Origin of the sequence: Polaribacter sp. Hel1_85, assembly GCF_000766795.1 — a bacterium.
In the GTDB taxonomy this organism is placed as follows: Bacteria; Bacteroidota; Bacteroidia; order Flavobacteriales; family Flavobacteriaceae; genus Polaribacter.
On sequence record NZ_JPDS01000003.1, the window covers coordinates 41092 to 66368 of the forward strand.

At 30.6% G+C, this 25277-nt stretch carries 24 protein-coding genes and 1 pseudogene; 15 read left to right on the forward strand and 10 right to left on the reverse strand.

The features are described from left to right. Positions 1 to 72: 72 nt before the first annotated feature. From murD to mraZ, 7 genes and pseudogenes are all read right to left on the reverse strand, one after another. Positions 73 to 1408: pseudogene (murD, locus tag PHEL85_RS13885) on the reverse strand (UDP-N-acetylmuramoyl-L-alanine--D-glutamate ligase). Then, positions 1409 to 2635 carry a phospho-N-acetylmuramoyl-pentapeptide-transferase gene (gene mraY, locus PHEL85_RS13890; protein ID WP_036826537.1) on the reverse strand — a complete coding sequence of 409 codons (1227 nt, stop codon included), beginning with the start codon at positions 2633 to 2635 and terminating at the stop codon, positions 1409 to 1411. A 6-nt stretch (positions 2636 to 2641) separates the two neighbouring features. Continuing rightward, positions 2642 to 4105: a UDP-N-acetylmuramoyl-L-alanyl-D-glutamate--2,6-diaminopimelate ligase gene (locus PHEL85_RS13895; protein WP_036826539.1), complete on the reverse strand. Its 1464-nt coding sequence runs from the start codon at positions 4103 to 4105 to the stop codon at positions 2642 to 2644. A gap of 1 nt (position 4106) precedes the next feature. After that, the gene (locus tag PHEL85_RS13900; RefSeq protein WP_036826542.1) at positions 4107 to 6074 is read right to left on the reverse strand and encodes a penicillin-binding protein; all 1968 of its coding nucleotides are present in this window, start codon (positions 6072 to 6074) and stop codon (positions 4107 to 4109) included. A 59-nt stretch (positions 6075 to 6133) separates the two neighbouring features. Beyond that, a complete protein-coding gene (locus PHEL85_RS13905) occupies positions 6134 to 6460 on the reverse strand; it encodes an FtsL-like putative cell division protein (protein WP_036826545.1) in 327 nt (108 codons plus the stop codon). Between the two features lies 1 nt (position 6461). Next, complete coding sequence (gene rsmH / locus PHEL85_RS13910; RefSeq protein ID WP_036826547.1) at positions 6462 to 7361, reverse strand: 16S rRNA (cytosine(1402)-N(4))-methyltransferase RsmH; 900 nt, start codon at positions 7359 to 7361, stop codon at positions 6462 to 6464. Then, positions 7348 to 7815 (reverse strand): division/cell wall cluster transcriptional repressor MraZ, encoded by a 468-nt coding sequence (gene mraZ / locus PHEL85_RS13915; RefSeq protein WP_036826550.1) that lies wholly within the window; start codon positions 7813 to 7815, stop codon positions 7348 to 7350. The genes rsmH and mraZ overlap by 14 nt, the downstream gene beginning before the upstream one ends. A 201-nt stretch (positions 7816 to 8016) precedes the next feature. Here mraZ and PHEL85_RS13920 point away from each other — a divergent pair, with 201 nt between their 5' ends. From PHEL85_RS13920 to PHEL85_RS13935, 4 genes are all read left to right on the forward strand, one after another. Next, positions 8017 to 8784, forward strand: coding sequence for an alpha/beta fold hydrolase (locus PHEL85_RS13920; protein ID WP_036826554.1), 768 nt, complete (start codon positions 8017 to 8019; stop codon positions 8782 to 8784). Positions 8785 to 8786: 2 nt separating this feature from the next. Continuing rightward, positions 8787 to 9398, forward strand: a complete 612-nt coding sequence (gene yihA, locus PHEL85_RS13925; RefSeq protein ID WP_036826556.1) for a ribosome biogenesis GTP-binding protein YihA/YsxC — start codon at positions 8787 to 8789, stop codon at positions 9396 to 9398. Between the two features lie 6 nt (positions 9399 to 9404). After that, positions 9405 to 10091 (forward strand): RluA family pseudouridine synthase, encoded by a 687-nt coding sequence (locus PHEL85_RS13930; protein WP_036826559.1) that lies wholly within the window; start codon positions 9405 to 9407, stop codon positions 10089 to 10091. A 66-nt stretch (positions 10092 to 10157) separates the two neighbouring features. Beyond that, positions 10158 to 10895: a nitroreductase family protein gene (locus PHEL85_RS13935; protein WP_036827871.1), complete on the forward strand. Its 738-nt coding sequence runs from the start codon at positions 10158 to 10160 to the stop codon at positions 10893 to 10895. Between the two features lie 42 nt (positions 10896 to 10937). On the opposite strand, the gene PHEL85_RS13940 is transcribed toward PHEL85_RS13935, so the two are convergent. Together PHEL85_RS13940 and PHEL85_RS13945 are read right to left on the reverse strand one after the other, a co-directional pair. Further along, positions 10938 to 11627, reverse strand: a complete 690-nt coding sequence (locus tag PHEL85_RS13940; RefSeq protein WP_156109246.1) for a lycopene cyclase domain-containing protein — start codon at positions 11625 to 11627, stop codon at positions 10938 to 10940. 10 nt (positions 11628 to 11637) lie between these two features. Then, on the reverse strand, positions 11638 to 14019 hold the full coding sequence (locus PHEL85_RS13945) for a penicillin acylase family protein (protein ID WP_036826565.1): 2382 nt from the start codon (positions 14017 to 14019) through the stop codon (positions 11638 to 11640). Between the two features lie 99 nt (positions 14020 to 14118). On the opposite strand from PHEL85_RS13945, the gene PHEL85_RS13950 reads away from it, so the two are divergent. From PHEL85_RS13950 to PHEL85_RS13980, 7 genes are all read left to right on the forward strand, one after another. Next, the gene (locus tag PHEL85_RS13950) at positions 14119 to 15267 is read left to right on the forward strand and encodes a DegT/DnrJ/EryC1/StrS family aminotransferase (RefSeq protein WP_036826568.1); all 1149 of its coding nucleotides are present in this window, start codon (positions 14119 to 14121) and stop codon (positions 15265 to 15267) included. Positions 15268 to 15276: 9 nt separating this feature from the next. Beyond that, the gene (gene galE, locus PHEL85_RS13955; protein WP_036826570.1) at positions 15277 to 16287 is read left to right on the forward strand and encodes a UDP-glucose 4-epimerase GalE; all 1011 of its coding nucleotides are present in this window, start codon (positions 15277 to 15279) and stop codon (positions 16285 to 16287) included. A 107-nt stretch (positions 16288 to 16394) separates the two neighbouring features. Continuing rightward, positions 16395 to 17330 (forward strand): TIGR01212 family radical SAM protein, encoded by a 936-nt coding sequence (locus tag PHEL85_RS13960; protein ID WP_036826573.1) that lies wholly within the window; start codon positions 16395 to 16397, stop codon positions 17328 to 17330. A 106-nt stretch (positions 17331 to 17436) separates the two neighbouring features. Next, positions 17437 to 18387 carry an SDR family NAD(P)-dependent oxidoreductase gene (locus PHEL85_RS13965; protein ID WP_036826576.1) on the forward strand — a complete coding sequence of 317 codons (951 nt, stop codon included), beginning with the start codon at positions 17437 to 17439 and terminating at the stop codon, positions 18385 to 18387. A 29-nt stretch (positions 18388 to 18416) separates the two neighbouring features. Then, positions 18417 to 19520 carry an MBL fold metallo-hydrolase gene (locus tag PHEL85_RS13970; RefSeq protein ID WP_036827872.1) on the forward strand — a complete coding sequence of 368 codons (1104 nt, stop codon included), beginning with the start codon at positions 18417 to 18419 and terminating at the stop codon, positions 19518 to 19520. Positions 19521 to 19525: 5 nt separating this feature from the next. Continuing rightward, a complete protein-coding gene (locus PHEL85_RS13975) occupies positions 19526 to 20437 on the forward strand; it encodes a helix-turn-helix domain-containing protein (protein WP_036827873.1) in 912 nt (303 codons plus the stop codon). Between the two features lie 3 nt (positions 20438 to 20440). Next, entirely contained in the window at positions 20441 to 20953 is a 513-nt protein-coding gene (locus PHEL85_RS13980) for a hypothetical protein (RefSeq protein ID WP_036826579.1), read from the forward strand. Between the two features lie 84 nt (positions 20954 to 21037). Here PHEL85_RS13980 and fabD read toward each other — a convergent pair whose 3' ends face one another. Further along, positions 21038 to 21925, reverse strand: a complete 888-nt coding sequence (fabD, locus tag PHEL85_RS13985) for an ACP S-malonyltransferase (protein WP_036826581.1) — start codon at positions 21923 to 21925, stop codon at positions 21038 to 21040. Between the two features lie 229 nt (positions 21926 to 22154). Between fabD and PHEL85_RS13990 the strand changes: the two genes are divergently transcribed. The 4 genes from PHEL85_RS13990 (at position 22155) to arsS (ending at position 25232) form a co-directional block, all read left to right on the forward strand. Next, positions 22155 to 22841 (forward strand): queuosine precursor transporter, encoded by a 687-nt coding sequence (locus PHEL85_RS13990; protein ID WP_036826584.1) that lies wholly within the window; start codon positions 22155 to 22157, stop codon positions 22839 to 22841. Between the two features lie 177 nt (positions 22842 to 23018). Beyond that, positions 23019 to 23729 carry a DUF547 domain-containing protein gene (locus PHEL85_RS13995; protein ID WP_036826586.1) on the forward strand — a complete coding sequence of 237 codons (711 nt, stop codon included), beginning with the start codon at positions 23019 to 23021 and terminating at the stop codon, positions 23727 to 23729. A 35-nt stretch (positions 23730 to 23764) separates the two neighbouring features. After that, a complete protein-coding gene (locus PHEL85_RS14000; RefSeq protein ID WP_036826589.1) occupies positions 23765 to 24100 on the forward strand; it encodes an arsenosugar biosynthesis-associated peroxidase-like protein in 336 nt (111 codons plus the stop codon). Between the two features lie 76 nt (positions 24101 to 24176). Then, positions 24177 to 25232, forward strand: a complete 1056-nt coding sequence (gene arsS, locus PHEL85_RS14005; protein ID WP_036826592.1) for an arsenosugar biosynthesis radical SAM (seleno)protein ArsS — start codon at positions 24177 to 24179, stop codon at positions 25230 to 25232. Positions 25233 to 25277: the final 45 nt, after the last annotated feature.

The window sequence follows — 25277 nt, forward strand, 5'->3', positions numbered from 1 at the left end:
TTTTTAATACGACCAACTCACCTCCTAACCTCAAACATGCTAATTCCTTCCCTTTGGAAAGGTTGGGATGCGCTACAAACTTCTTACAGCTCTTTTAAATTGACGTCCTCTGTCTTCATAGTTTTCAAATAAATCGAAACTAGCACAAGCTGGTGATAATAAAACAGTTTCTCCTTTTTCTGCTAACTTATGAGAAACCTTTACAGCTTCTTCTGCTCCTGCAGTTTCCACAATAATATCTACTACATTTCCGAATGTATTTTTAATCTTATCATTATCAAGACCTAAACAAACAATTGCTTTTACTTTTTCTCTTACTAATGGTAATAAATCATTATAATCATTCCCTTTATCTACACCACCAACAATCCAAACCGTCGTTTTATCCATGCATTCTAACGCGTAATAAGTTGCATTTACATTGGTTGCTTTAGAGTCATTAATATATTCTACACCTCTAACTTTAGCAACATTTTCCAAACGGTGTTCTGCTCCTTCAAAATCTTCTAAACTTTCTTTAATCGTTTGCTTTCTAACTTTTAATAATTGCGCAGCCATAGATGCTGCCATAGCGTTTTTTGTATTGTGTTTTCCTTTAATTGATAAAGTTGATAATGGCATAGTAAGTTTATCTTTATTGATGTTGATTATAATATTATTGTTTTCTAAAAAGGCTCCGTACTCTATTTTTTTTTCTACAGAAAACGGAACTAATTTTGCTGCTGTTTTATTTTCTTTCAACCAATTATTGATAGCTTCATCATCTGCATCATAAATTAAATAATCGGTTGCTTTTTGGTTTTTTGTTATTCTAAATTTTGATGCGATATACTTATCAAAATCATACTCATATCTATCTAAATGATCTGGTGTAATATTGGTTAAAACAGCAATATGACTGTTAAATTCCTCAATTCCATCTAACTGAAAACTACTGAGTTCTAACACATATTTATCAAAAGAATGTTCTGCAACTTGTTGCGCAAAACTGTCTCCAATATTTCCTGCAACTCCAACATTTAATCCTGCATTTTTTTAAAATATGATGCACTAACAATGTTGTTGTTGTTTTTCCATTAGAACCTGTAATTCCAATAATAGTAGCATCTGTAAACTGTGCTGCAAATTCAATCTCAGAAATAACAGGAATTAAATTCTCTTTTAGTTTTTGAACTAAAGCTACTTTATCAGGAATTCCAGGACTTTTCATCACTACATCAGCATTTAAAATTTTGCTTTCTGTATGATTTTTCTCCTCAAAATCTATTTCATTATTTAAAAGAACTTCTTTATATTTTTGTGATATTTCACCTTTATCAGAAACAAAGACTTCATATCCTTTTTTCTTTCCTAAAAGCGCTGTACCAACTCCACTTTCTCCTCCACCAAGAATTACCAATCTTTTCATTTATCTCAATTTCAAAGTAACTATCGCAAATACTGCTAATAAAATTCCTACAATCCAAAAACGGACTACAATTTTACTTTCGTGATAACTTAATTTTTGATAATGATGATGTAATGGCGCCATTCTAAAAATCCTTCTACCTTCTCCATACTTCTTTTTAGTAAACTTAAACCAAGAAACCTGCATGATTACAGATAGATTCTCTACAACAAAAATTCCTGCTAATATTGGAAGTAATAATTCTTTACGGATTGCAATTGCAATAACTGCTATAATCCCTCCTATAGTTAAACTACCTGTATCTCCCATAAAAACTTGTGCTGGATAGGTATTATACCAAAGAAAACCGACTAAAGACCCTGCAAATGCTAGTATAAAAACTGTCATTTCTCCAGAATCTGGTATATACATTACATCTAAATAATCGGCAAAAATAATATTACCAGAAACCCATGCAAAAATGGCGAGTGTTATTACAATTATTGCTGAAGATCCTGCTGCCAAACCATCAATACCATCTGTTAAATTTGCTCCATTAGAAACTCCTGTTACAATAAAAACAGTGATAAAAATAAACACTATCCATCCGTATTTCTCATAACCTTCTCCTAAAAAACTAAACGCTTTTGAATAGTCTAATTCATTATTCTTAAAAAACGGAACAGTTGTTTTAGTAGATTTATGAGCTTCTCCAAACACAATTTTTCTTCCATCTTTATTTACAACCTGTTGTTCTTTTGGCAATTGTTCTTTTATAGTAACTCCATCATTAAAATATAGCATAGAACCTACAATTACCCCTAAACCAACCTGACCTATAACTTTAAACTTTCCACTTAAACCCCCTTTATCTTTTTTAAACACTTTTATATAATCATCAACAAAACCAATTAACCCCATCCAAAGTGTAGTTATTATTAGAAGAATTATATAAATATTATCTAATTTGGCTAATAATATAGCAGGAATTAAAGTTGCTAATATGATAATAATCCCTCCCATTGTTGGAGTTCCTGCTTTTTGAACTTGACCTTCTAATCCTAAATCTCTGATAGATTCACCAACTTGCTGTCTTTGTAAAAAACCGATGATTCTTTTACCATAAATTGCAGAAATTAATATTGATAAAATAAATGCTGCTGCTGCTCTAAATGTGATAAACTGAAACACACTTGCACCTGGTAAACCAAATTGACTCTCTAAATATTCGAATAAATAATACAGCATTCTTAGTTATTTTTTTAATTGATTGAAACAATTTCTCACTTCTTCTAAATCATCAAAATGAGATCTAACTCCATTTATTTCTTGATAATTCTCATGTCCTTTTCCTGCAATTAATATGATGTCTCCACTTTCAGAGAATTTACAAGCTGTTTTAATTGCTTGTCTTCTATCTAAAATTGATAATGTTTTCTTATAGTTCTCAGAAGCAACACCAACTTCCATTTCATCTAAAATGGATTGTGCATTTTCTGTTCTTGGATTGTCTGATGTAAAAATTGCCTGATTACTTAATTGTGAAGCAATGTGTGCCATTTTTGGTCTTTTTGTTTTGTCTCTATCTCCACCACATCCAACAACTGTAATTAGTTTTTCATTACCTGTTCTAATGTCATTAATAGTTTCTAAAACATTTTTTAAAGCATCTGGAGTATGGGCATAATCTACAATCGCAGTAACACCTTCTTCAGAAACAACATATTCAAAACGACCACTTACATTTTCTAATTGACTGATAATTGTTAAGGTTTCTAGCTTTTCTAAACCTAATAATTCTGCAGTAGCAAAAATTGCTAGTAAATTTGAAGCATTAAATTGACCAATTAACTTTGTCCAAACTTCAGTATCATTAATTTTTAAAAGTGTTCCAGAAAATTGTTTCTCTAAAATCTTCGCTTTGTAATCTGCTACTGTTTTTAAAGCGTATGTTTTCTTTTTTGCTTTTGTGTTTTGCAACATAAAGTTGCCATTTTTATCATCAATATTTGTTAGCGCAAAAGCTGTTTTTGATAAAGAATCAAAAAAAGATTTCTTTACATTTCTATACTCAGCAAAAGTTTCATGATAATCTAAATGATCATGTGATAAATTGGTAAAAATTCCACCAGCAAAAGTTAATCCTTCTGTTCTTTTTTGATGAATTCCATGAGAGCTTACTTCCATAAAACAATAATCAATACCAGCATCAATCATTTTATCTAAATAAGAATTGATTGATACAGAATCTGGAGTTGTATGTGTTGCTTTAAATTCAGTTTCATCAACTAAAATTTTCACCGTAGACAACAACCCAACTTTATAACCTGCTTTTTTAAATAATTGATATAAAAGTGAAGCGATTGTCGTTTTTCCATTCGTCCCTGTTACTCCTATAAGAGGCATCTTTTTAGACGGATTATCATAAAAATTAGAAGCCATAATCGCTAAAGCAATATTTGCATCTGCAACTTGAATATAGGTTACTCCTACTTTTTTATCTGTAGGAAAGTCTTCACAAATAACTGCAATCGCGCCTAAACTAATTGCTTTTTCTATATATAAATGACCATCAACTGTGACTCCTTTTTGAGCAACAAAAACATCATTCTTCTCAATCTTTCTAGAATCGAAAACAACATTATTCACCTCAATATTTGTAAGCCCAAATACTTGATTAATGGAAACCTGATATAATATGTCTTTTAAATTTTTCAGTTTATGAAAGTTTTAAAATGATAGTTGAACCTTTTATTAATTTATCTCCTTTACTCAATGATTGAGATTTTACTTTACCTACACCAGTAAATTTAACTTTGAGCCCAATATTTTCCAATAAGGACAATGCATCCATTCCTGACATTCCTCTAACATCTGGAATTTCTTGATACTCTTTGTTTAATTTAGTATTGTATTTTTCATACTGACTACCTATTGAAGCAAACTCTACTTTATCATCAACAGATTGATTATCTACAGGAGTTGTAGTATATATTTTTTGAGCAATTTCTTTAAAAACTGGCGCAGCAACTGTAGCACCATAATATCCTTTTTCTTTCTTAGGATCATGAATCACAACAATGCATGAGTATTTTGGATTATCCGCTGGAAAAAAACCAGCAAAAGAGGCTACATAGTGTTTTGTTGAATAATAACCACCTTGCCATTTGCCATTTTGATCTTTTGTTCTTGGAATGTATTTTTTTGCTGTTCCTGTTTTTCCTGCCATAGAAAAATTAGATGAATATATATTATCCGCAGTTCCTTTTATTACTACGTTTTCCATCACTTTTTTAATTTTATCTAAAGTTTCTGCAGAAGCTATTTTAGAATTTAAAACCTCTGTTTCAAAAACTTTTTCAGTTTTATCTTGCCTTCTTAATTCCTTAATAAATCTTGGTTTTACCATTACCCCATTATTAGCAACAGCGTTATAAAACATTAAGGTTTGCATTGGCGTAACAGAAACTCCATAACCCCAAGCCATCCATTCTAAAGAAATTTTATTCCAACGTTTTTTATCTTTTGGCTTCGGTACATAAGGCCTACCCTCTCCTTTTATTTGAAATCCAATAGGTTTTGTAAACCCATATTCTTCTAACTTATCTATAAATTTCTGAGGCTTATCATCATAATGCTCTTTAATCATTTTCACGATTCCTACATTAGATGAAACTTCAAAAACTCTTGCAGCAGAAATTTTACCATAACCACCTCTATGAGAATCTTCAACTTTTCTATTATGAATATAAATCTTACCTTTTTCTGTATCAATTACTGTTGACGTATCTATAACTTTATCATCTAAAGCTATCATTAAACTTGCTAATTTAAAAGTAGAACCTGGCTCATGACTTTCCCAAACAGCATAATTTCTTTTTTCAAAATAAGTTCCTTTTGATGTTCTTCCTAAATTTGAAATCGCCTTAATTTCTCCTGTTGCAGTTTCCATAACTACAGCACAACCATGATCTGCTTCAAAATACTCTAACTTACTCAACAACGCATGATGTGTAATATCTTGAATATTTACATCTAATGTTGTTATAATATCATGTCCATCAATTGGCTCCTTCTCATTTACATCATTAATTGGTTTCCATTGGTTTTTAGCAATTTTTTGTTTCCAACGCAAACCATTTTCTCCCTCCATATAATCTGCAAAAGCTCCTTCTATACCAGCACCTCCTCTATAATCATCATAACCAATGGTACGTTCTGCAATTTTACCAATTGGATGCGCACGTACTGTTCTGTGTTCAGCGATAAAACCACCTTTATAAACGCCTTTATTAAATATTGGAAACTGTCTCATTTTTAGATAATCCGTATATCCAATATTTCTTGCAATCAATAAATACCTGCTTTTTTTGTTTTTTGCTTTTCTAAGTTTATCCTGATAAAAAGCAGATGTTTTACCCAACATTTTAGAAAGCTCTTTTGACAAACCTGCAATATTTTTCTCAAAAACACCACTATTAACAGCAGCAACAACATCCATTCTAATTGTAAATTTCGACATTGATGTTGCTAGCAAATTTCCATCTGCAGCATATACATTTCCTTTATTAGCGTAAATAGTATCTTGCTTAATAGTTAGCTCCGTAGATAATTTTCTGTATTTTTCTCCTTCTGAATACTGAATTGCAAACACACGAAAAACAACAGCCAACAAAAAAAGCGTCATAAAAGCAGCCACCAAGTAGAATTTTGTAAGTATGCTTTTTTTGTGAGTTGCCAATTTTATTAATCTTTAATAGTTACTTTTATTTTTTTTGGAGGGGACTGTAAAGGTTGCAAACCTCTTATTTTTGCTTTTTCTCTGATATTAGATTCCATTTTCATTCTCATTAAAATAGTACCTGTATCTACATATTCTGCTCGTAATTCTCTTTTCTCTTTATTCAATTTTGATATCTGAATCACTTTTTTATCAGCCTTATGCGCACTTGTAATCATAATTAAAAGCAGCACAACAACAAAAATGATAATTCGCCAGTTTTTAAAAGCAGATTCATCTGTAAGGAAACTTCCTCTTAGAAAATCATAGACTCCTTTTTTAACTTTAGACATCTTACTTCTTTAAAGTTGCTATTCTTAATTTAGCACTGCGAGCCCTATTGTTTAGTTTAATTTCATGCGGGGCAGGCACTATTAACTTTCCAACTTTCTGCAAGGGCACATCACTGTTTCCAAAAAAATCTTTTTCGGGCTCGCCACTAAATAATCCTGTTCTAATAAATCTTTTTACCAACCTATCTTCCAATGAATGATATGAGATCACACTTAACCTACCATCTTCTTTCAATAAACCTGGAGTCTGAAGTAGAAATTCTTTTAAAACTTCTAATTCTTCATTTACCTCAATTCTAATCGCTTGAAATATCTGAGCAATTATTTTATGCTCTTTTGCTTTTGGCAAATACTTCTGCAACACTTTTCTTAACTGAAAACTTGTATCAATTTTCTCTTCTTCTCTTTTCTCAACAATTGTTTTTGCTATATTTCTAGAATTCCTCAACTCTCCATATAAAAACAATATTTCCGCTAACTTTTCTTCAGAATACTTATTGATGATTTCTTTTGCTGAAACTTTAGACTTCTGATTCATTCTCATGTCTAAATCACCATCAAAACGGGTAGAAAAACCTCTTTCCGCTTCATCAAACTGATGAGAAGAAACTCCTAAATCAGCCAAAATCCCATCAACTTTTCTCACACCATGAAACCTTAAAAATCTTGAGATATACCTAAAGTTCTCTGGAATCAAAACAAAACGTGCATCATCAATACTATTTTCTTGCGCATCTGGATCCTGATCAAAACCAAATAATTTTCCTTTTTCACCTAATCTTTTCAAGATTTCTCTTGAATGACCTCCACCACCAAACGTTACATCCACATAGATACCATCTTCCTTAATAGCAAGACCATCTATACTTTCGTGCAATAAAACCGGATTATGATAATTCATCTAATTCTGTATTTCCCATTACTTCTTCAGCCAAATCCGCAAAATCATCAGACGCATCATCAATAGCTTTTTCATACTTGTCTTTATCCCAAATCTCAATAATATTTACCGACGAAGACATTACTACTTGTTTCTTTATCCCTGCGAATTCAAATAAATCTTTCGGAATTAAAATTCTTCCAGTAGCATCTAACTCCACCATCTTTACACCTGCTGTAAATCTTCGAATAAAATCATTATTCTTTTTCTTAAACCTATTTAGTTTGTTGATTTTTTCCATCATCAAGTTCCACTCACTCATTGGATACAACTCTAAACACGGCTGAAAAACAGCTCTCTTTACCACAAAACCATCTTGCAAAACAGAAGACAATTGCTTTTTGAAAGCTGATGAAAACATCAATCTTCCCTTAGCATCTGCCTTACACTCATATGTCCCAATTAGGTTTATCACTCTAAAAATTTATTAATTGAAATCAAAAATAGATAAAATCTACCACTTTTTACCACTTTTTACCACATTGTTAATAAATAACGTATTTGTTAACAACTCATTGCCTTTTTTTCTCTAAAAAATTAAAAACCCGAAACCTTAAAATCATTATTTAATTCATAAAAAAGGTTTACATTTGCTTTTAAGCGAATTGAAAAATCAATGACTGACGAGTTAATTACTGAAGGAAAATTTAAGTATGCAGAAGCTGGAGAAGGACCTGCAATCATTATTTTACATGGTTTAATGGGAGCTTTAAGTAACTTTGGTTCTACTTATGAACATTTTTCTAAAAATGGTTATAAAGTTTTAATCCCTGAACTACCACTTTACTCTCTTCCTCTTTTAAAAACCAATGTTAAAAACTTAGCAAAGTTCTTAAAAGAATTTATGGAATTTAAAGAATTGGATAATGCTATATTATTAGGAAACTCCTTAGGAGGACATATCGCTTTATATTTTACAAAACATTATCAAGAAAAAGTAAATGCATTAGTGCTTACAGGTAGCTCTGGATTGTACGAAAACTCTATGGGAGATAGTTACCCAAAAAGAGGAGACAGAAACTATGTTACTCAAAAAGCACAAGATGTTTTTTACGACCCTGCAATTGCAACTGAAGAATTAATTGATGATGTTTATGTTGTAATTAATGACAGAAATTCTCTAATTAGAACTTTGGCAATTGCAAAAAGCGCTATTAGACATAATATGGCTAAAGATTTACCAGAAATGAAACTCCCAGTTTGTCTTATCTGGGGAAAACATGATAAAGTTACGCCTCCAGAAGCGGCAAATGATTTTCATAAATTATTACCAAATTCGGAATTATTTTGGATTGATAAATGTGGACATGCTGCAATGATGGAAAGACCAGAAGAATTTAATGAAGTTCTTGAAAATTGGTTGATTTCTAAAAATTTAAAATAGCCATGAAAATAAAATCGGCGGAGTTTATTATGAGTAACAGTAATGTTACCAAGGCACCAAAAGATAGAATGCCAGAATATGCATTTATTGGACGCTCAAATGTTGGAAAGTCTTCATTAATTAACATGTTAATGGAACGAAAAGATTTGGCTAAAATTTCTGGAAAACCTGGAAAAACACAACTCATCAATCACTTTAAAATAAATGATGAGTGGTTTTTAGTTGATTTACCTGGTTATGGCTATGCTCAAGTTTCAAAAAAGAAAAGAACAATTTTTCAGTTTTTTATTGAAAACTATTTTAAAGAAAGAGAGCAACTAGTATGTACTTTTGTTTTAATTGACTCTAGACACGATCCTCAAAAAATAGATTTAGAGTTCATGCAGTTTCTAGGTGAGAATCAAATTCCGTTTTGCATTGTTTTTACCAAAGCAGATAAATTAGGAAGCTCTAAATTAAACAAGCAAATTACTTCTTATAAAAAGAAATTATTAAACACTTGGGAAACGCTTCCAACATCATTTATTACTTCTTCTTCTTCAGGACTTGGTAGAAGAGAATTTTTAGAATTTATTGATGGTGTAAATGAAGATGTTGCCAAAGATTTTAAATAACTTCTAATGCATTCTACCAAAGAAAATTTACAAATTTTATTTGAAGACAATCACATTATCATTGTAAATAAACGCGCTGGTGATATTACACAAGGTGATAAAACTGGTGACAAACCTTTAAGTGAAGTTGTAAAAGAATACATTAAAGACAAATACAATAAACCAGGAAATGTTTACTTAGGTGTTGTACACAGGTTAGACAGACCTACTTCTGGTATTATAATTTTTGCAAAAACTTCTAAATCTTTAGAACGACTTAATAAGATGTTGCGTGACAAAACAATCAATAAAACATATTGGGCTGTTGTAAAAAATCATCCGAAGAAAGAAAAAGACACATTAATCAATTACTTAAGAAAGAATCCTAAAAACAATAAATCTACAGCTTACACCAAAGAAATTAAAGACAGCAAAAAAGCCATTCTTCATTATAAAGTAATTAAAAAACTAGACAACTATTCTTTACTAGAAATTGATTTAGAAACAGGCAGACATCACCAAATTAGAACACAATTATCTAATATTGGAAGCCCTATAAAAGGCGATTTAAAATATGGTTTCGATAGAAGCAATAAAGACGGAAGTATTCACTTACATGCTCGAAGAATTCAATTTACACATCCTGTAAGTAAAGAACAAATAAACATAACTGCACCAACACCAAATGAAGTTATTTGGAAAGCTTGTTTGTAATTTTTGTACTTTGTAACTCTTTTACAAAAAGAGTCGATTTCTATTTCATTTAAAAAACTAAAACTTATGTCAAAAGAGAAAACAGTATCTGAAGCTATTAATTATAGACGTTCAGTTAGAATTTTTGATACTGAAAAACCAATTGATAAAAAAGTTGTAAAAAAATGTATAGAACAAGCTGTTTTAGCACCTAATAGTAGTAACATGCAATTATGGGAATTCTACCATATTACATCTAAAGATATTATTGAAAAGATTGCCCCTCTTTGTTTCAACCAAAATGCAGCAAAAACAGCGCAACAATTAGTTATTTTTGTCACCAGAAAAGATTTATGGAAAAAAAGAGCAAATGCCAATTTAGCTTATTTAGATTCTGTTTTTGGTAAGAACAATCCAAAAAAAGAACAATCTAGCAGAGAAAAAGTAGCCAGAAACTATTATGGAAAAATCATTCCTTTTGCCTACTCTGAGTTTTTAGGAATTTTAGGTTTCTTTAAATATTTAATGATTTTAGGAATTGGAGTTTTTAAACCAATTTACAGAGAAGTTAGAAAAAGTGACATGAGAATTGTTGCCCATAAAACCTGTGGATTAGCTGCACAAAACTTTATGATTTCTATGGCAGCAGAAGGATATGATACTTGCCCCATGGAAGGTTCTGATACTTGGCGAATTAAAAAATTATTAGACTTACCATTTGGCTCAGAAATAAACATGATTGTTTCTTGTGGCGTTAGAAAACCAGAAGGTGTTTATGGCGAACGTTTTAGAATTCCTTTTAATGAAGTTTATAAGGAGGTTTAATTATTTTGGAGAATAGAATATCAACAATTTTTTAACTTTAAATTAAAAAGAAACTCTTTTTTTACCAGACACAAATTCATAAAAAATACCAACGGTAAAACCTATTGTTATAAAATAAAACATTTCTGTTAATGGAATATTTAAAAAGGTTATGTCGTATTTTGTGTTTGCTAGTAAGTAGTACTTTTTCCAATAAGTAGGACTAAAAAAAGTAAACAATGGTATGTAAAAAATTATTTGAATTACCCAGCTTAACAAACCAGTAATTAAAGATTCTTTTATCATACCTGATCTAAAGTACAACATAATAATTCCGTAAAAAATATAAATTCCACTGTAAACAAAAATTGAATTTATCTTTAAAACACCTGTCAGAATATAAACAATAATAAAACTTGCTATAAACATTGCATAAAAAATACGTTGTAATTTTTTTTCTTTTCTATAACTAATCAACTTTAAATTAAATACAGTTTCATAGATAGTTGCAACTACACTTATTATTAATGCCCCCATTAAAACATCTTCAAAATAAGCATATTTAAAATTCAAAATAGATGGAGGAACCCAATAATCTCTGAAGTGAAAATAATCTGTAAAAGGAGCTACAATTCCACCAGCAATTGATGTTCTAACTAATTTTTTCCTTAAATCTTTTCGTTTAAAAAAAACGTATAACCAAATAGGCATATAACACAAACACAGATAAAAAAAAGCATATTCTTCTTTCATAAAAAATATTTTACATTGGTTTAAAAATCAACACATTTTCACTTTGCTCAATTTCAGATTGATTTAACCTCATCTTTACAAACTCACCATTTAAAAATTTTTGCGTTTGGTCTTTATAATACTCACTAAACACATTACCAGATTGACCAGTAGGTATAATTGCTGAACTGTTTTCAATATCAGAGAAATCGATAATTCTTCTTGTTGATGGGCCCGCATTTATTTTATAATAACCTGTACTATCCAATTTAAAAATCTGATTATTAATCACTTCATTTCCTCCAATGGTTTCAAAAGGACCAACATTAAAAAAGCTACGCAACAAACCTCCTGCTTTTCCAATGGCATGTTCATATTCTACAGAAACAACTCTATTCCAAGTCCAATCATCTATATTTTCTCCTAACTGATTTTGTAAAAAAGAAATCGCTTTTTTAAATGAAATTTGAACAATATCACTTCTTGTTTCAATTTCATCTTTTGTATCAATATCATCCCACCAAACAGAATTAATTCTATTTATTTGAGTTGGCAATACTTGATCTTGTAATTGCGAATTTATAAATAATTCAAAACCATCACCCAATTCATCATTATAAGTTGCTTTTAAAAATTCGTATAAAAAGCGATTATAAATTGTTGGACCTATAGAGGTTTTTAAGTGAGTTCCATTCCAGTTTTCTAATACAGAAAATACTTTTCTTTCTGAAGCAGTTAATTTAAATGTATCAACATTTTCTAATAAATCTGCACTAATTTCAGAAGCTGTAGAAGATTTTACATCATAAATCATTTCTACAACATCTTCTTTTGTAAAATCATTTTTATCACCTAAAAATTCAACAATTCTTTTTGATCTATCTTGTGGTTGATAATATCCTGGGTACAATTTACCTCTCACAGAATCTATTTGATGATTTGCAGAATACACATAATTACTTCTTGGATTTATAGCTTGTGGATTTTCATCAAAAGGTAAATACTCAATAATTTCATCATTTCCAGAAGCACCATTTAAATAGGTTTTAGAAGACAAACTATCTCTTAATTGATACAATTTAGCCGATGAAAACCAAGCAATATTATCTTTTGCATCTCCATACATTACATTTAAACCTGGAGCATGAATTCTTGAAACAGAATTTCTAAAATCATCCATTGAATTCGAATGAGAAATTCCATAAGAAACTTCTAACATTTCATTTGGTAATTGGGTGTAAATCCAATTCATTGCAATGGGTCTTTCATCTATAATATGCTCTACCAACCCATTCATTATTGGCCCATGTTTACTTACCTTTACTTGAAAAGAAGTATCAATTTCATTTTTTATACGGATAGTTTTCTCAATAATTTCATATTTCTCATAACCTTCAGGAGTTTTATATTCTAAAGAATTCTCAGGATTATTTTCTTCAATATAAAAATTCAAATCATCATTTGCCAACATTGTCAAACCATAAGCATATTCTCTATTATGCCCTAATAAAGGAAATGGCATTAACGCAATATTGAAACCATAAATTTCAAAATGGGGTGTTTTTATATGATTTTGATACCATACAGAAGGTTGTGAAAATGCAATATGAGGATCATTTGCAAAAATAACTTTTCCATTCTTCGTTTTTTCTGGTGCTATGACCCAAGAATTGCTTCCTATAAATGGCGAAACTGGTAAATCATCCATAATAGAAGCTACCGTTTTAGAGAATGACGCATCTATTTTATCAGGAATACTAGTTCTATTAATTGTTAAGTTTTCGCTATAAGAACTTAACAATTCACTTAAATAAGAATCTCCTAATTTTTCTTTTATTTCTGTTAATAATGGATCTGTTTTATGAGCAACCGCAAAACTAAAAGACATGTAACCAAAAACATTATATACATCTTTTAAGGTATATTTTTCTTTTTCTACTCCAACCATTGTAAACTCCAAAGGTGTTTTTCCTTCTTCTATAAACTGATTAATTCCATTTAAATAAGCCTGTGTTAAAACATAAGCTTCTGAAGTAGTATCTATACTGGCAATTGTTTTCTCTGCAGCTTCTTCAATTCCTAATCCTCCAAAAAACTGATCAACCCTTACCAAGTCTTTTCCAAAAATTTCTGCCAATCTACCTGCAGCAATTCTTCTTATCAATTCCATTTGCCACAACCTATCTTGAGCTTGCAAATAACCTAATGCTACATAGGCATCTTTTTGATTTTGAGCATTAATGTGAGGCACACCAATATCATCAAAATAGACTGTAACTTCTTCAGAAATATTTTTCAAATCTAACTCACCAGAATAATCTGGATGGTACATTTTAGAATACGACCAACCACAAATAAACACCAATACAATAATAATTAATAGAATTCTTAACGAACGTCTCAAAAACTTCATGAAAATTGATTTTTTTCAAAGATAACAGAAATATTATTTACGGATAACTACAAAGAAAATGAAAGGAAGTTCGTATTTTTGGTTTGCAAAATTTTTTATATGAAAAAAATTCAAATGGTTGACCTACAAGGTCAATATAAACAAATAAAAGAAGCTGTAAACACTTCTATTGATCAGGTTTTAAATTCTTCTGCTTATATAAACGGACCTTTAGTTCATGAGTTTCAAGCAGACTTAGAAAAATATCTAGATGTAAAACATGTAATTCCTTGTGCAAACGGAACTGATGCATTGCAAATTGCAATGATGGGTTTAGGTTTAGAACAAGGTGATGAAGTTATTACAGCAGATTTTACTTTTGCTGCAACAGTAGAAGTTATCGCATTATTAAAACTAACACCAGTTTTGGTAGATGTTGATGCAAAAACATTTAACATAGATATTGAAGCTTTAAAAAGAGCAATTACTCCTAAAACAAAAGCCCTTGTTCCTGTTCATTTATTTGGACAAGTTGCAAACATGGATGCTGTTATGGAAATTGCAAAAGAACATAATCTTTTTGTAATTGAAGATAACGCCCAGGCAATTGGCGCAGACTACACGTTTAAAGACGGAACAAAAAAGAAAGCTGGAACCATTGGAAATGTTGGAACAACTTCTTTCTTCCCTTCTAAAAACTTAGGTTGTTATGGAGATGGTGGCGCAATTTTTACCAATGATGATGCATTAGCACACACAATTCGTGGAATTGTAAATCATGGAATGTACACTCGTTATTATCATGATGTAGTTGGTGTAAACTCTCGTTTAGACTCTATACAAGCAGGAGTTTTAAAAGCGAAATTACCTCTTTTAGATAGCTATTGTGATGCAAGAAGAAATGCTGCTCGTTTTTATAACAAAGCTTTATCAGTATCAGAACATATTATTACACCAACAACAAGTGCTTGTGGAGAAATCTGTGACACTTGCGATTGCCACGTTTTTCATCAATATACATTACAAATTACAAATGGTAAAAGAGATGATTTACATAAACATTTGTTAGAAAAAGGAATTCCAAATGCAATTTATTACCCAGTAGCATTGCATTCTCAGAAAGCATATGTAGATGCTCGTTATAAAGAAAGTGATTTCCCTGTAACAAATGGATTGATAAAAACGGTGATTTCTTTACCAATGCATACTGAGTTAGACAACGAACAATTAACATTTATAACGAAAACGATTTTAGATTTCGTTAATTAAAACAACACAATGAAAAAAATATTAGTAACAGGAGGATTAGGTTTTATTGGTTCTCACACAGTTGTAGAATTACAAAACGAAGGCTTTGAAGTTGTAATTATTGATGATTTATCAAATACCTCTATTGGTGTTTTAGATAAAATTACAGAAATTACTGGAACAAAACCAGATTTTCATCAAATTGATTTAAGAGTTAAAAATGAAGTGAAAAACTTTTTCGACAACAATAAAGTAGATGGAATTATACATTTTGCTGCCTTTAAAGCTGTAGGAGAAAGCATGCACAAACCTTTAGATTATTATGAAAATAATTTAGGCTCTTTAGTGTATTTATTACAAGAAATGAGAGACAGAAAACTAGACAACTTTATTTTCTCTTCTTCATGTACAGTTTATGGACAAGCAGATGAATTGCCTATTACAGAAAATGCACCTGTTAAGACAGCTGAATCTGTATATGGTAATACAAAACAAATTGGAGAAGAAATCTTAAAAGATGCAAGTAAAGCTCATGATTTAAATATTATTGCTTTAAGATACTTTAATCCTATTGGCGCGCATCCTTCAATAAAAATTGGTGAACTTCCTTTAGGTGTTCCTCAGAATTTAATTCCTTATATTACTCAAACTGCTGCTGGTATGCGTGATCAACTATCTGTTTTTGGTGATGATTATGATACAGTAGATGGAACTGCTGTACGTGATTATATTCATGTAGTAGATTTAGCAAAAGCACATATTGCTGCTTTAAAAAGGTTGATCAACAAGAACAACAAAAAAGCATTCGAATATTTTAATGTGGGTACAGGTACAGGAAGTTCTGTTTTAGAAGTTATAAAAGCTTTTGAAAAAGCTTCTGGAAAACCATTAAATTATAAAATTGTTGCAAGAAGAGAAGGTGATATTACAGCTGCGTATGCAGACACCACTATTGCAAACAAAGAATTAAATTGGAAAACAGAAAAAAGCCTTGAAGAAGCTTTAGCATCTTCTTGGAAATGGCAATTACAACAAAAATAAACTCACGCTATAAAAACTCCAATTTTTAAAAATTGGAGTTTTTTTTATTTTATAGTCTATTTACTCTTTAAAATAAACCAATAATTAATTATCAACCCCTATTCTTAATGAAATTCTCAGGGAAACGTTATTTAGATTACGCTTCATTTATAAAACTAACTTTTGGAGAAAGAGTTCAAAAAATATCTTTAGATATTGGTTTCTCTTGTCCAAACAGAGATGGATCTAAAGGTTTTGGTGGTTGTACCTATTGCAACAACAATACTTTTAATCCAGATTATTGTGAACCTCAAAAAGGTATAAAACAACAATTAGAAGAAGGAATTTCTAGATTTTCTGCGAAATATAAATCTCAAAAATATCTAGCTTATTTTCAAGCATACACAAATACATATTCTGATTTTGAATCCTTAAAAAGAATGTATGACGAAGCTTTAAGTGTGCCAAATGTTATCGGTTTAGTGATTGGTACAAGACCAGATTGTATTGAAGATGAAATTATTGATTATCTATCTTTATTATCCAAAAAACACTTTATTTCTCTAGAGTTTGGTGTAGAAAGCACATTAAACAGAACCTTAAAAAAAGTAAACAGATGTCATTCTTACGACGACACTATTGCAGCTTTTGAAAAATGTAAAAACAGAGGATTTCATTTAGGAGCACATTTAATTATTGGCTTACCAGGAGAAACCAAAGAAGATCTATTAAACCATGCCATTGAAGTTTCTAAATTACCAATAGACACTCTAAAATTACATCACTTACAAATTGTAAAGCAATCTATCATGGCTTCTCAGTACAAACGAAATCCTGAAAATTTTGATCTTTTCACTTCTGAAAGTTATATCAATTTTATTATAGAATTTGTTGCTTTATTAAGACCCGATTTAGTAATAGAGCGGTTTATTAGTCAAGCTCCTTTTGATTTATTAATCGCGCCTAATTGGAACGGATTAAAAAATTTCGAAATCGTTTCTAAAATCGACAAACAAATGGAACTCGAAAATACTTGGCAAGGAAAAAATCATCAACCTTCATAAAAATTAACAACCAAAAAGTATAAAACATCCGAAAATCTGTATACGTAAATAAGACTATTGCTACCTTAATTTTGCCTTATAATTGTTAATCATAAAAATAGGTGAAATGAAAACAAATCAATTTGGTGAAAATGGTTGGACACCAAACAGAATTGGAAATTTAAATAGCAAAATATACCTCATTACAGGTACTACAAGTGGAACAGGTTTTGAAGCTGCAAAAATATTACTTTCTAAAGGTGCTAATGTGGTAATGCTTAATAGAAATATAAAGAAAGCAGAAAACACCATAAATACTTTACAACAAGAATTAGGTAATTCTATTAATGTAACCAACATACAAATGGATTTATCAAAACAATCATCTGTAAAAAAAGCTGCAGAAGAAGTTCTTAATACAGTTACTCAAATTGATGCACTAATTTGTAATGCTGCTATTGCACAAGTACCTAAACAAATACTAACAGAAGATGGTTGGGAAAGTCAAATGGGAACAAATTACTATGGAAACTGGACCTTACAAGCTTTATTATTTCCTCTTATTGAAAAATCTAAAGGACGAATTGTAACAGTAGGAAGCATGGGATATGATATGGGCCTAAAAACTATCAAATTTGACGATTTAAATTGGGATAAAGATTACACGCCTAATGATGCATATAGTCAAAGTAAATTAGCTCAAATTATGTCTATCTACGAATTACAAGACAGATTAAAAGCAGCAGAAAAATCAACTGTAAAAGCATATGCTTGTCACCCTGGTTCTTCAAAAACCAACTTAATAAATACAAGTGGTAGTTTTATGATGAAATTAATTTTTAATATCATGAAAATTTTCCCAATTGTACAATCTGCAGAAAAAGGTGCTTATCCACAATTAATGTGTGCAACAGAACCTAACTTAGATCAAAGTGGTTTTTATGGCCCTACAGGAAACAGAAATTGGGTTGGACCTGTTGGAGCACATCATATAGAACCACATGCTAAAGATAAATCCGTTTCTAAAAGACTTTGGGAAGTTTCTGAAAAAGAAACTGGTGTCGTTTGGAATTTGTAATTTTAACAATGCGAATCTTAAAAAAAATAATGCTAGGAATCTTTTTTATCATCATTACTATTGGTGCAGTTACTTTTTTGTTCTTAAACACAGAACGTTTTGGTAAACATCCATCTGGAGAGCGTTTAATTAAAATAAAACAGTCTCCCAATTATAAAAATGGTAGTTTTCAGAACCTGAATCATACACCTACTTTAACAGAGGGAATTAGCATTAGCAAAGTGATGTATGAATTTATTTTTTCTGCAAAACCTAAAGAACCTTCTGCAGCAATCCCTTCTATTAAAACTGAATTAAAAACTCTTAATCCAAATGAAAATGTACTCATTTGGATGGGGCATTCTTCTTATTTTATACAATTAGATGGTAAAAAATTTTTAGTAGATCCTGTTTTAAGCGGCAACGCATCACCATTATCTTTCACTACCAAAGCTTTTAAAGGAACTGATATTTATAATACTGATGATTTACCAGAGATAGATTTTTTATTTTTATCTCATGATCATTGGGATCATATGGATTATAAAACACTTAAAAAATTAATTCCGAAAGTTAACAAAGTAATTACTGGCCTTGGTAATGGAGCTCATTTAGAGTATTGGGGATTTAATCCTGAAATAATTTTTGAAGGCGATTGGTATGATACTTTTACTTTTAAAAATGATTTTAAAATTCACATCACTCCAGCAAGACACTTTTCTGGAAGAGGTTTTAAACGTGCAAAAACACTTTGGGCATCTTTTGTATTAAAATCTTCAACCACTACTATTTATATTGGTGGTGATAGTGGTTACGATTCTCATTTTAAAGATATTGGTGATAAATACGGTCCAATTGACTTGGCTATTCTTGAAAATGGACAATATGACCATAAATGGAAATACATTCATATGTTACCAGGAGAGCAATTCAAAGCGGCTAATGACTTAAAAACTAAAAATATTTTGCCTGTACATTCAGGTAAATTTACTTTAGCAAATCATGATTGGAATGAACCTTTCAATAAAATTACAAATCCAAGTAATTCATCAACAATAAAAGTAATGACACCTATGATTGGTGAACAGGTTAATTTAAAAGATAGTTTGCAGCAATATAAACCTTGGTGGAATCTAAAAACGTTAAAAAAATAACCAATATGAAACATTTTAAAACATTATCATCATATCTAGATTATTTAAAACTTCCTAAACCTGAGCATCCTATGTTAAGCGTTTTCAGTTCAAAAGGAGATGGCAACTTACCTTGTCCAAGAGAAAGCTCGCCACCAATTACCAATGATTGTTACACCATCAGTTTTAAAAAATTTGTAAAAGGAGATTTAAACTATGGTAGAACTAAATACGATTTTACAAATGGTGCTTTAATTTTTATTGCACCAAGGCAAGTTTTACAATGGGATGAAAGTGTGGTTTTTGAACAAAAAGGATTTTCTATTAACTTTCACGAAGATTTTTTAAAAGGAACTGAATTAGCTCATCAAATAAAAAAATATGGTTTCTTTTCTTATTCCGTAAATGAAGCTTTACACCTATCACCAAAAGAAGAAAAGCAAATTGAATCAATTGTAGAAAACATAGAAACAGAATATCATAATAATCAAGATGCGTTTAGTAAAGAGATTATTATTTCTCAATTAAATACTTTATTAAAATATGCAAATCGTTTTTATGAAAGACAATTTTTAAATAGAGAAAAAATATCTAACGATTTATTAGAGCAGTTTAATATGCATTTAACTGCATATTTTGAATCTGGTCAATTGCAAGAAAAAGGCATTCCTAGTATAGAACAGATTGCAAATAATATGTTAGTTTCTCAAAGATATTTAAGTGATACTTTAAAAAAAGAAACAGGCAAAACAACTACAGAACATTTACAATTGCATTTAATAGACGAAGCAAAAAATATTTTATTACAACCTAGTAAAAGTATCTCAGAAGTGGCTTATGAATTAGGGTTTGAATATCCACCCTATTTTTCTAGATTATTTAAAAAGAAAGAAGGGATCAGTCCTACTAAATATAGAGAAAAATACAAACTAAATTAAATTATGGAAATCTTAAAACTAGCCACAGAGTGGGCAAAATCAGAAGTCTTTTCTACACGTTTTTTTATCATTTTTGCTCTTTTATTTTTAATTGCTAGTGTTGGATTTTGGCAATTAGGAAAAACAGATTTAGCAAAAGCCTATACCATTCCTACTTTGGTAGCAGGCCTTTTGTTAATGACTATAGGTCTTGGTTTATTTTACACGAATAAAACAAGAATTGTTCAATTTGAAAAAGCCTATAATAGTGATGTCTCTTTGTTTTATCAATCTGAAATTGAACGAACAGAAAGTACTTTAAAAGAGTATAATGTTGTATTTAAGGTCATTCCTATTTTAATTATTGTAGCTGCATTAATTTTGCTATTTATAAATATTCCTATCTGGAGAGCCATTAGCATTACCACAATTGCAATGTTAATTGTTATCTTATTGATTGATGGAACAGCATACTCAAGAATGGGAGTTTACCACAAAGAATTGAAATTATCAACTATAGAAAATAGCTATACATAAGCCTTTAACAAAACCAATCATAAAAAAAAACGCGAACTTAATAAGTTACGCTTTTTGTTATTTATAAGTATATCTAATTCTAGCTTATTCCGCCAAAGCAGCTCCACTTGCAGCAACAGATCTATCAATCTTACGCATTAAACCTTGTAAAACCTTACCTGGTCCAACTTCAATAAATTCAGTTCCACCATCAGCAATCATTGCTTGTACACATTGCGTCCATTTTACTGGCGCAGTTAATTGTGCAATTAAATTTTCTTTAATTTCATCAGGACTCGTAACTGCTTTTGCAACTACATTCTGATACACAGCACAAGTAGGCTCACTAAATTCTGTTGCTTCAATAGCAGCAGCTAATTCTTCTCTTGCAGGCTCCATCATTGGTGAATGAAATGCACCACCAACTGGCAATAATAAAGCTCTTCTTGCTCCTTTTTCTGTTAAAACCTCGCATGCTTTTTCAACTGCAGCAATTTCACCAGAAATTACTAATTGACCTGGGCAGTTGTAATTTGCAGCAACCACAACTCCATCAATTTCAGCACACGTTTCTTCTACAATATTATCTGCTAAACCTAAAACTGCAGCCATTGTACTTGGTGCAGCTTCACATGCTTTTTGCATTGCCAAAGCACGTTTAGAAACCAATTTTAATCCATCTTCAAAAGTTAAAACGCCATTAGCAACTAATGCAGATAATTCTCCTAAAGAATGTCCTGCAACCATTTCTGGCTGAAAAGAATCTCCTAAAACTTTCGCTAAAATTACAGAATGTAAAAATATTGCAGGTTGCGTCACTTTCGTTTCTTTCAACTGTTCTGCAGTTCCTTCAAACATAATATCTGTAATAGAGAATCCTAAAATATTGTTTGCTTTTTCAAAATATTCTTGTGCCAAAGGCGATTTTTCGTATAAATCCAATCCCATTCCTGTGAATTGCGCTCCTTGACCTGGAAAAACATATGCTTTCATGTAATCGTTTTTTGTTGTTGTTTGTTTCGACAAAAATAATCATTTTTATTGGAAGCTATTTCCTGCTTTCCACTATATCTTTTTTGCTTTGTTCTCGATATAAATTTGTTCATTCTTCACAAATTCACTCGAACTGACAGCAAAAAAGGATGCCGTTTTAATCAGGGCTAAACTTGTTTGCCAATGAATAGAAATCTTAAACTAATAGAATATTTAGTAAATTCGCCACATGACCATAAAAGACAAACAACTAGCAAACAATATTTATTTAATTCTTGCTGCACTATTTATAGCTTCTTTGGTTGCTTCGAATTTAATTTTTCAAAAATTCTTTTATTGGGAACCTTTTGGCATCTATCGATTTGAAATCTCTGTTGGTATTTTACCTTATCCAATTACATTTTTAATCACAGATATTTTATCAGAAATCTACGGAAAGAAAAAAGCGAATCAAGTTGTTGTTGCAGGTATTTTTGCCTCTTTTTTCTCAATGCTTATTATTTTGATTGCAGATTTTGCACCTGCTATCAATAATTCTCCTGTCAATGATCAAACCTTTCATCAGGTATTTGGTTTATCTCCTTTAGCTGTATTGGCTTCTATGATGGCGTATTTATTTGCGCAGTTTATAGATATCAGAATATTTCACTTTTGGAAAAAACTCACCCATGGAAAACATTTATGGTTACGTAATAATTTTTCAACATTTGCTTCTCAATTTATAGATACTTTTACAGTAGTTTTTTTATTATGTTCTTTTAAAATTCTTCCTTGGAGTATTTTTACAAGTTTGCTAATAAGTGGCTTCCTTTTTAAAATAATAATTGCTGCTTTAGACACACCTATTTTATATGGAGTTGTATATCTTTTTAGAAAAAGATTCAACTTAAAAGTGGGAGAAGAAATTTTGGAGTAATTAAAAAATGTATTTCGATGTTTCTAACATCGAAAGTTCAATTAAAATTGTCATTCCCGTGAAAACGGGAATCTAAAAAACATAATTTCTGTTTAGTCTCTTATAATAAAAGAAATTATAGTTTTTTTTTGTAATCAATAGAAAAAGCTTTCGTCTAAAAAGTTAGAAATAAAAAAAATGAAGAAAACAGGAATACTTTTAGTAGCAATTTTAACTTTAACGCAAAGTTATGGGCAAACATCAATATTTAACGAATTGTTACAAAAACATGTTACAAAAACAGGAATTGTAGATTACAAATCTTTTAAAGAAGATACATCAAAATTAGATGGGTATATCTCGTATTTAGAAAAAACAACTCCAGATAATTCTTGGTCTACAAACAAGCAAAAAGCTTTTTGGATAAATGCTTACAATGCTTACACTATCAAATTAATTTTAGAGAATTATCCTTTAAAATCAATCATGGACATCAAACAGAAAGGAAAATCTGCTTGGAAAATTCCTTTTGCCAAAGTGGGTGGTAAAACCTATACTTTAGATCACATAGAGCATGAAATCTTACGTAAAAACTTGTTCGACCCTAAAATTCATGTAGGTGTAAATTGTGCTTCAGGTTCTTGTCCTAAATTAGGAAACAAGGCTTTTACAGAAGATAATATTGAAGCAGAATTAACGCAATTGATGAAAGACTTCATCAACGATACAACAAGAAATAAACTTTCTAAAAAGAAAGTTCAAATCTCTTCAATCTTTGATTGGTTTAAAGAAGACTTTACAAAAAACGGTTCTGTTGTCGATTATTTAAACAAATATTCTGATACAGAAATTAACAAAAAAGCTAAAATTAGTTTTCTAAAATACAATTGGACTTTAAACGGAAAATAGTACCTTTATTCTTCATCTGAAATAACACAAAAACAATGTCGAAAAATTATTATGATGCTGCCGATTTAAGAAAATTTGGTAAAATTACAGAATGGAGTGAAGAGCTTGGAAACAAGTTTTTTGATTATTATGGAAAAGTGTTTGAAGAAGGTGCTCTAACAGCTCGTGAAAAAAGCTTAATTGCTTTGGCTGTTGCTCATACAGAACAATGCCCATATTGCATAGATGCCTATACAAAAGACGGTTTACAACGTGGAATTACAAAACCAGAAATGATGGAAGCAATTCATGTGGGTGCTGCCATAAAAAGTGGTGCAACTTTGGTTCATGGAGTTCAAATGATGAATAAAGTAAACAAACTTGACGGATAATAGTTAGCAGTATTCAGTAGCAGTATTCAGTTAAACGTCTACTGTAAACTGAGACTGTAAACTGTAAACTTATAAAATGGCTACAAAATCACTAAAAGCAAGAAATAACGATATTGCAAATACGGCTCGTCAACTAGAAATTCTTTCAGGAGGAATTTTTGCGAATGGAGAATTACCCACTTTTGCTGATAAAATTAAAGAAACCAATCAGTTTCCTTTACGTCCTAAAAAATTAGAAATTTTACAAATAAACTTAGGTTACATGTGTAATCAAGTTTGTTCGCATTGTCATGTAGATGCAGGTCCAGATAGAAAAGAAATTATGACTATCGAAACCATGAATGAATGTTTGGATGTCATCAAAAAAACGGAAGCACACACCTTAGATTTAACAGGTGGCGCTCCAGAAATGAATCCTAATTTTAGATGGTTTGTAGAAGAAGCATCCAAAGCAGGAATTAAAGATTTTATTGTGCGTTCTAACTTAACAATTATTAGAGCGAATAAAAAATACCACGATTTGCCTGAGTTTTTCAAAAAACACAATGTCCATGTCGTTTCTTCTATGCCTCATTGGACACGTGGAAAAACGGACAAACAACGTGGAAACGGTGTTTTTGATAAATCTATAAAAGCTTTGCAAGAATTAAATGCTGTTGGTTATGGAATGCCAAATTCCGATTTAAAACTAGATTTGGTATACAATCCTTCAGGAGCATTTTTACCTGGAGATCAAATGGCTTTAGAAAATGATTTCAAAAAAGCGTTGAAAGCTGATTTTGATATTGATTTTCATAGCTTATTTGCAATTACAAATTTACCAATCAGTCGTTTTTTAGATTATTTAATTGCATCAGAAAACTACGAGGATTATATGTACTCTTTAGTGGAAGCTTATAATCCTGCAGCTGTAGAAAATGTAATGTGTACCAATACACTTTCTGTAAGTTGGGATGGAAATTTATACGATTGTGATTTCAATCAAATGTTAAATTTAAAAGTAAATTCTAAAGTAAAGCACATTTCAGAGTATAACGAAGCCTTGTTGCAAGACAGAAACATTATCATCAGTCAACATTGTTATGGTTGTACTGCTGGCGCAGGAAGTAGCTGCCAAGGAGTTGTTGCCTAACAATATCAAAATTAAAAATGAAGTCTGAGTGATTATTTCACTTTA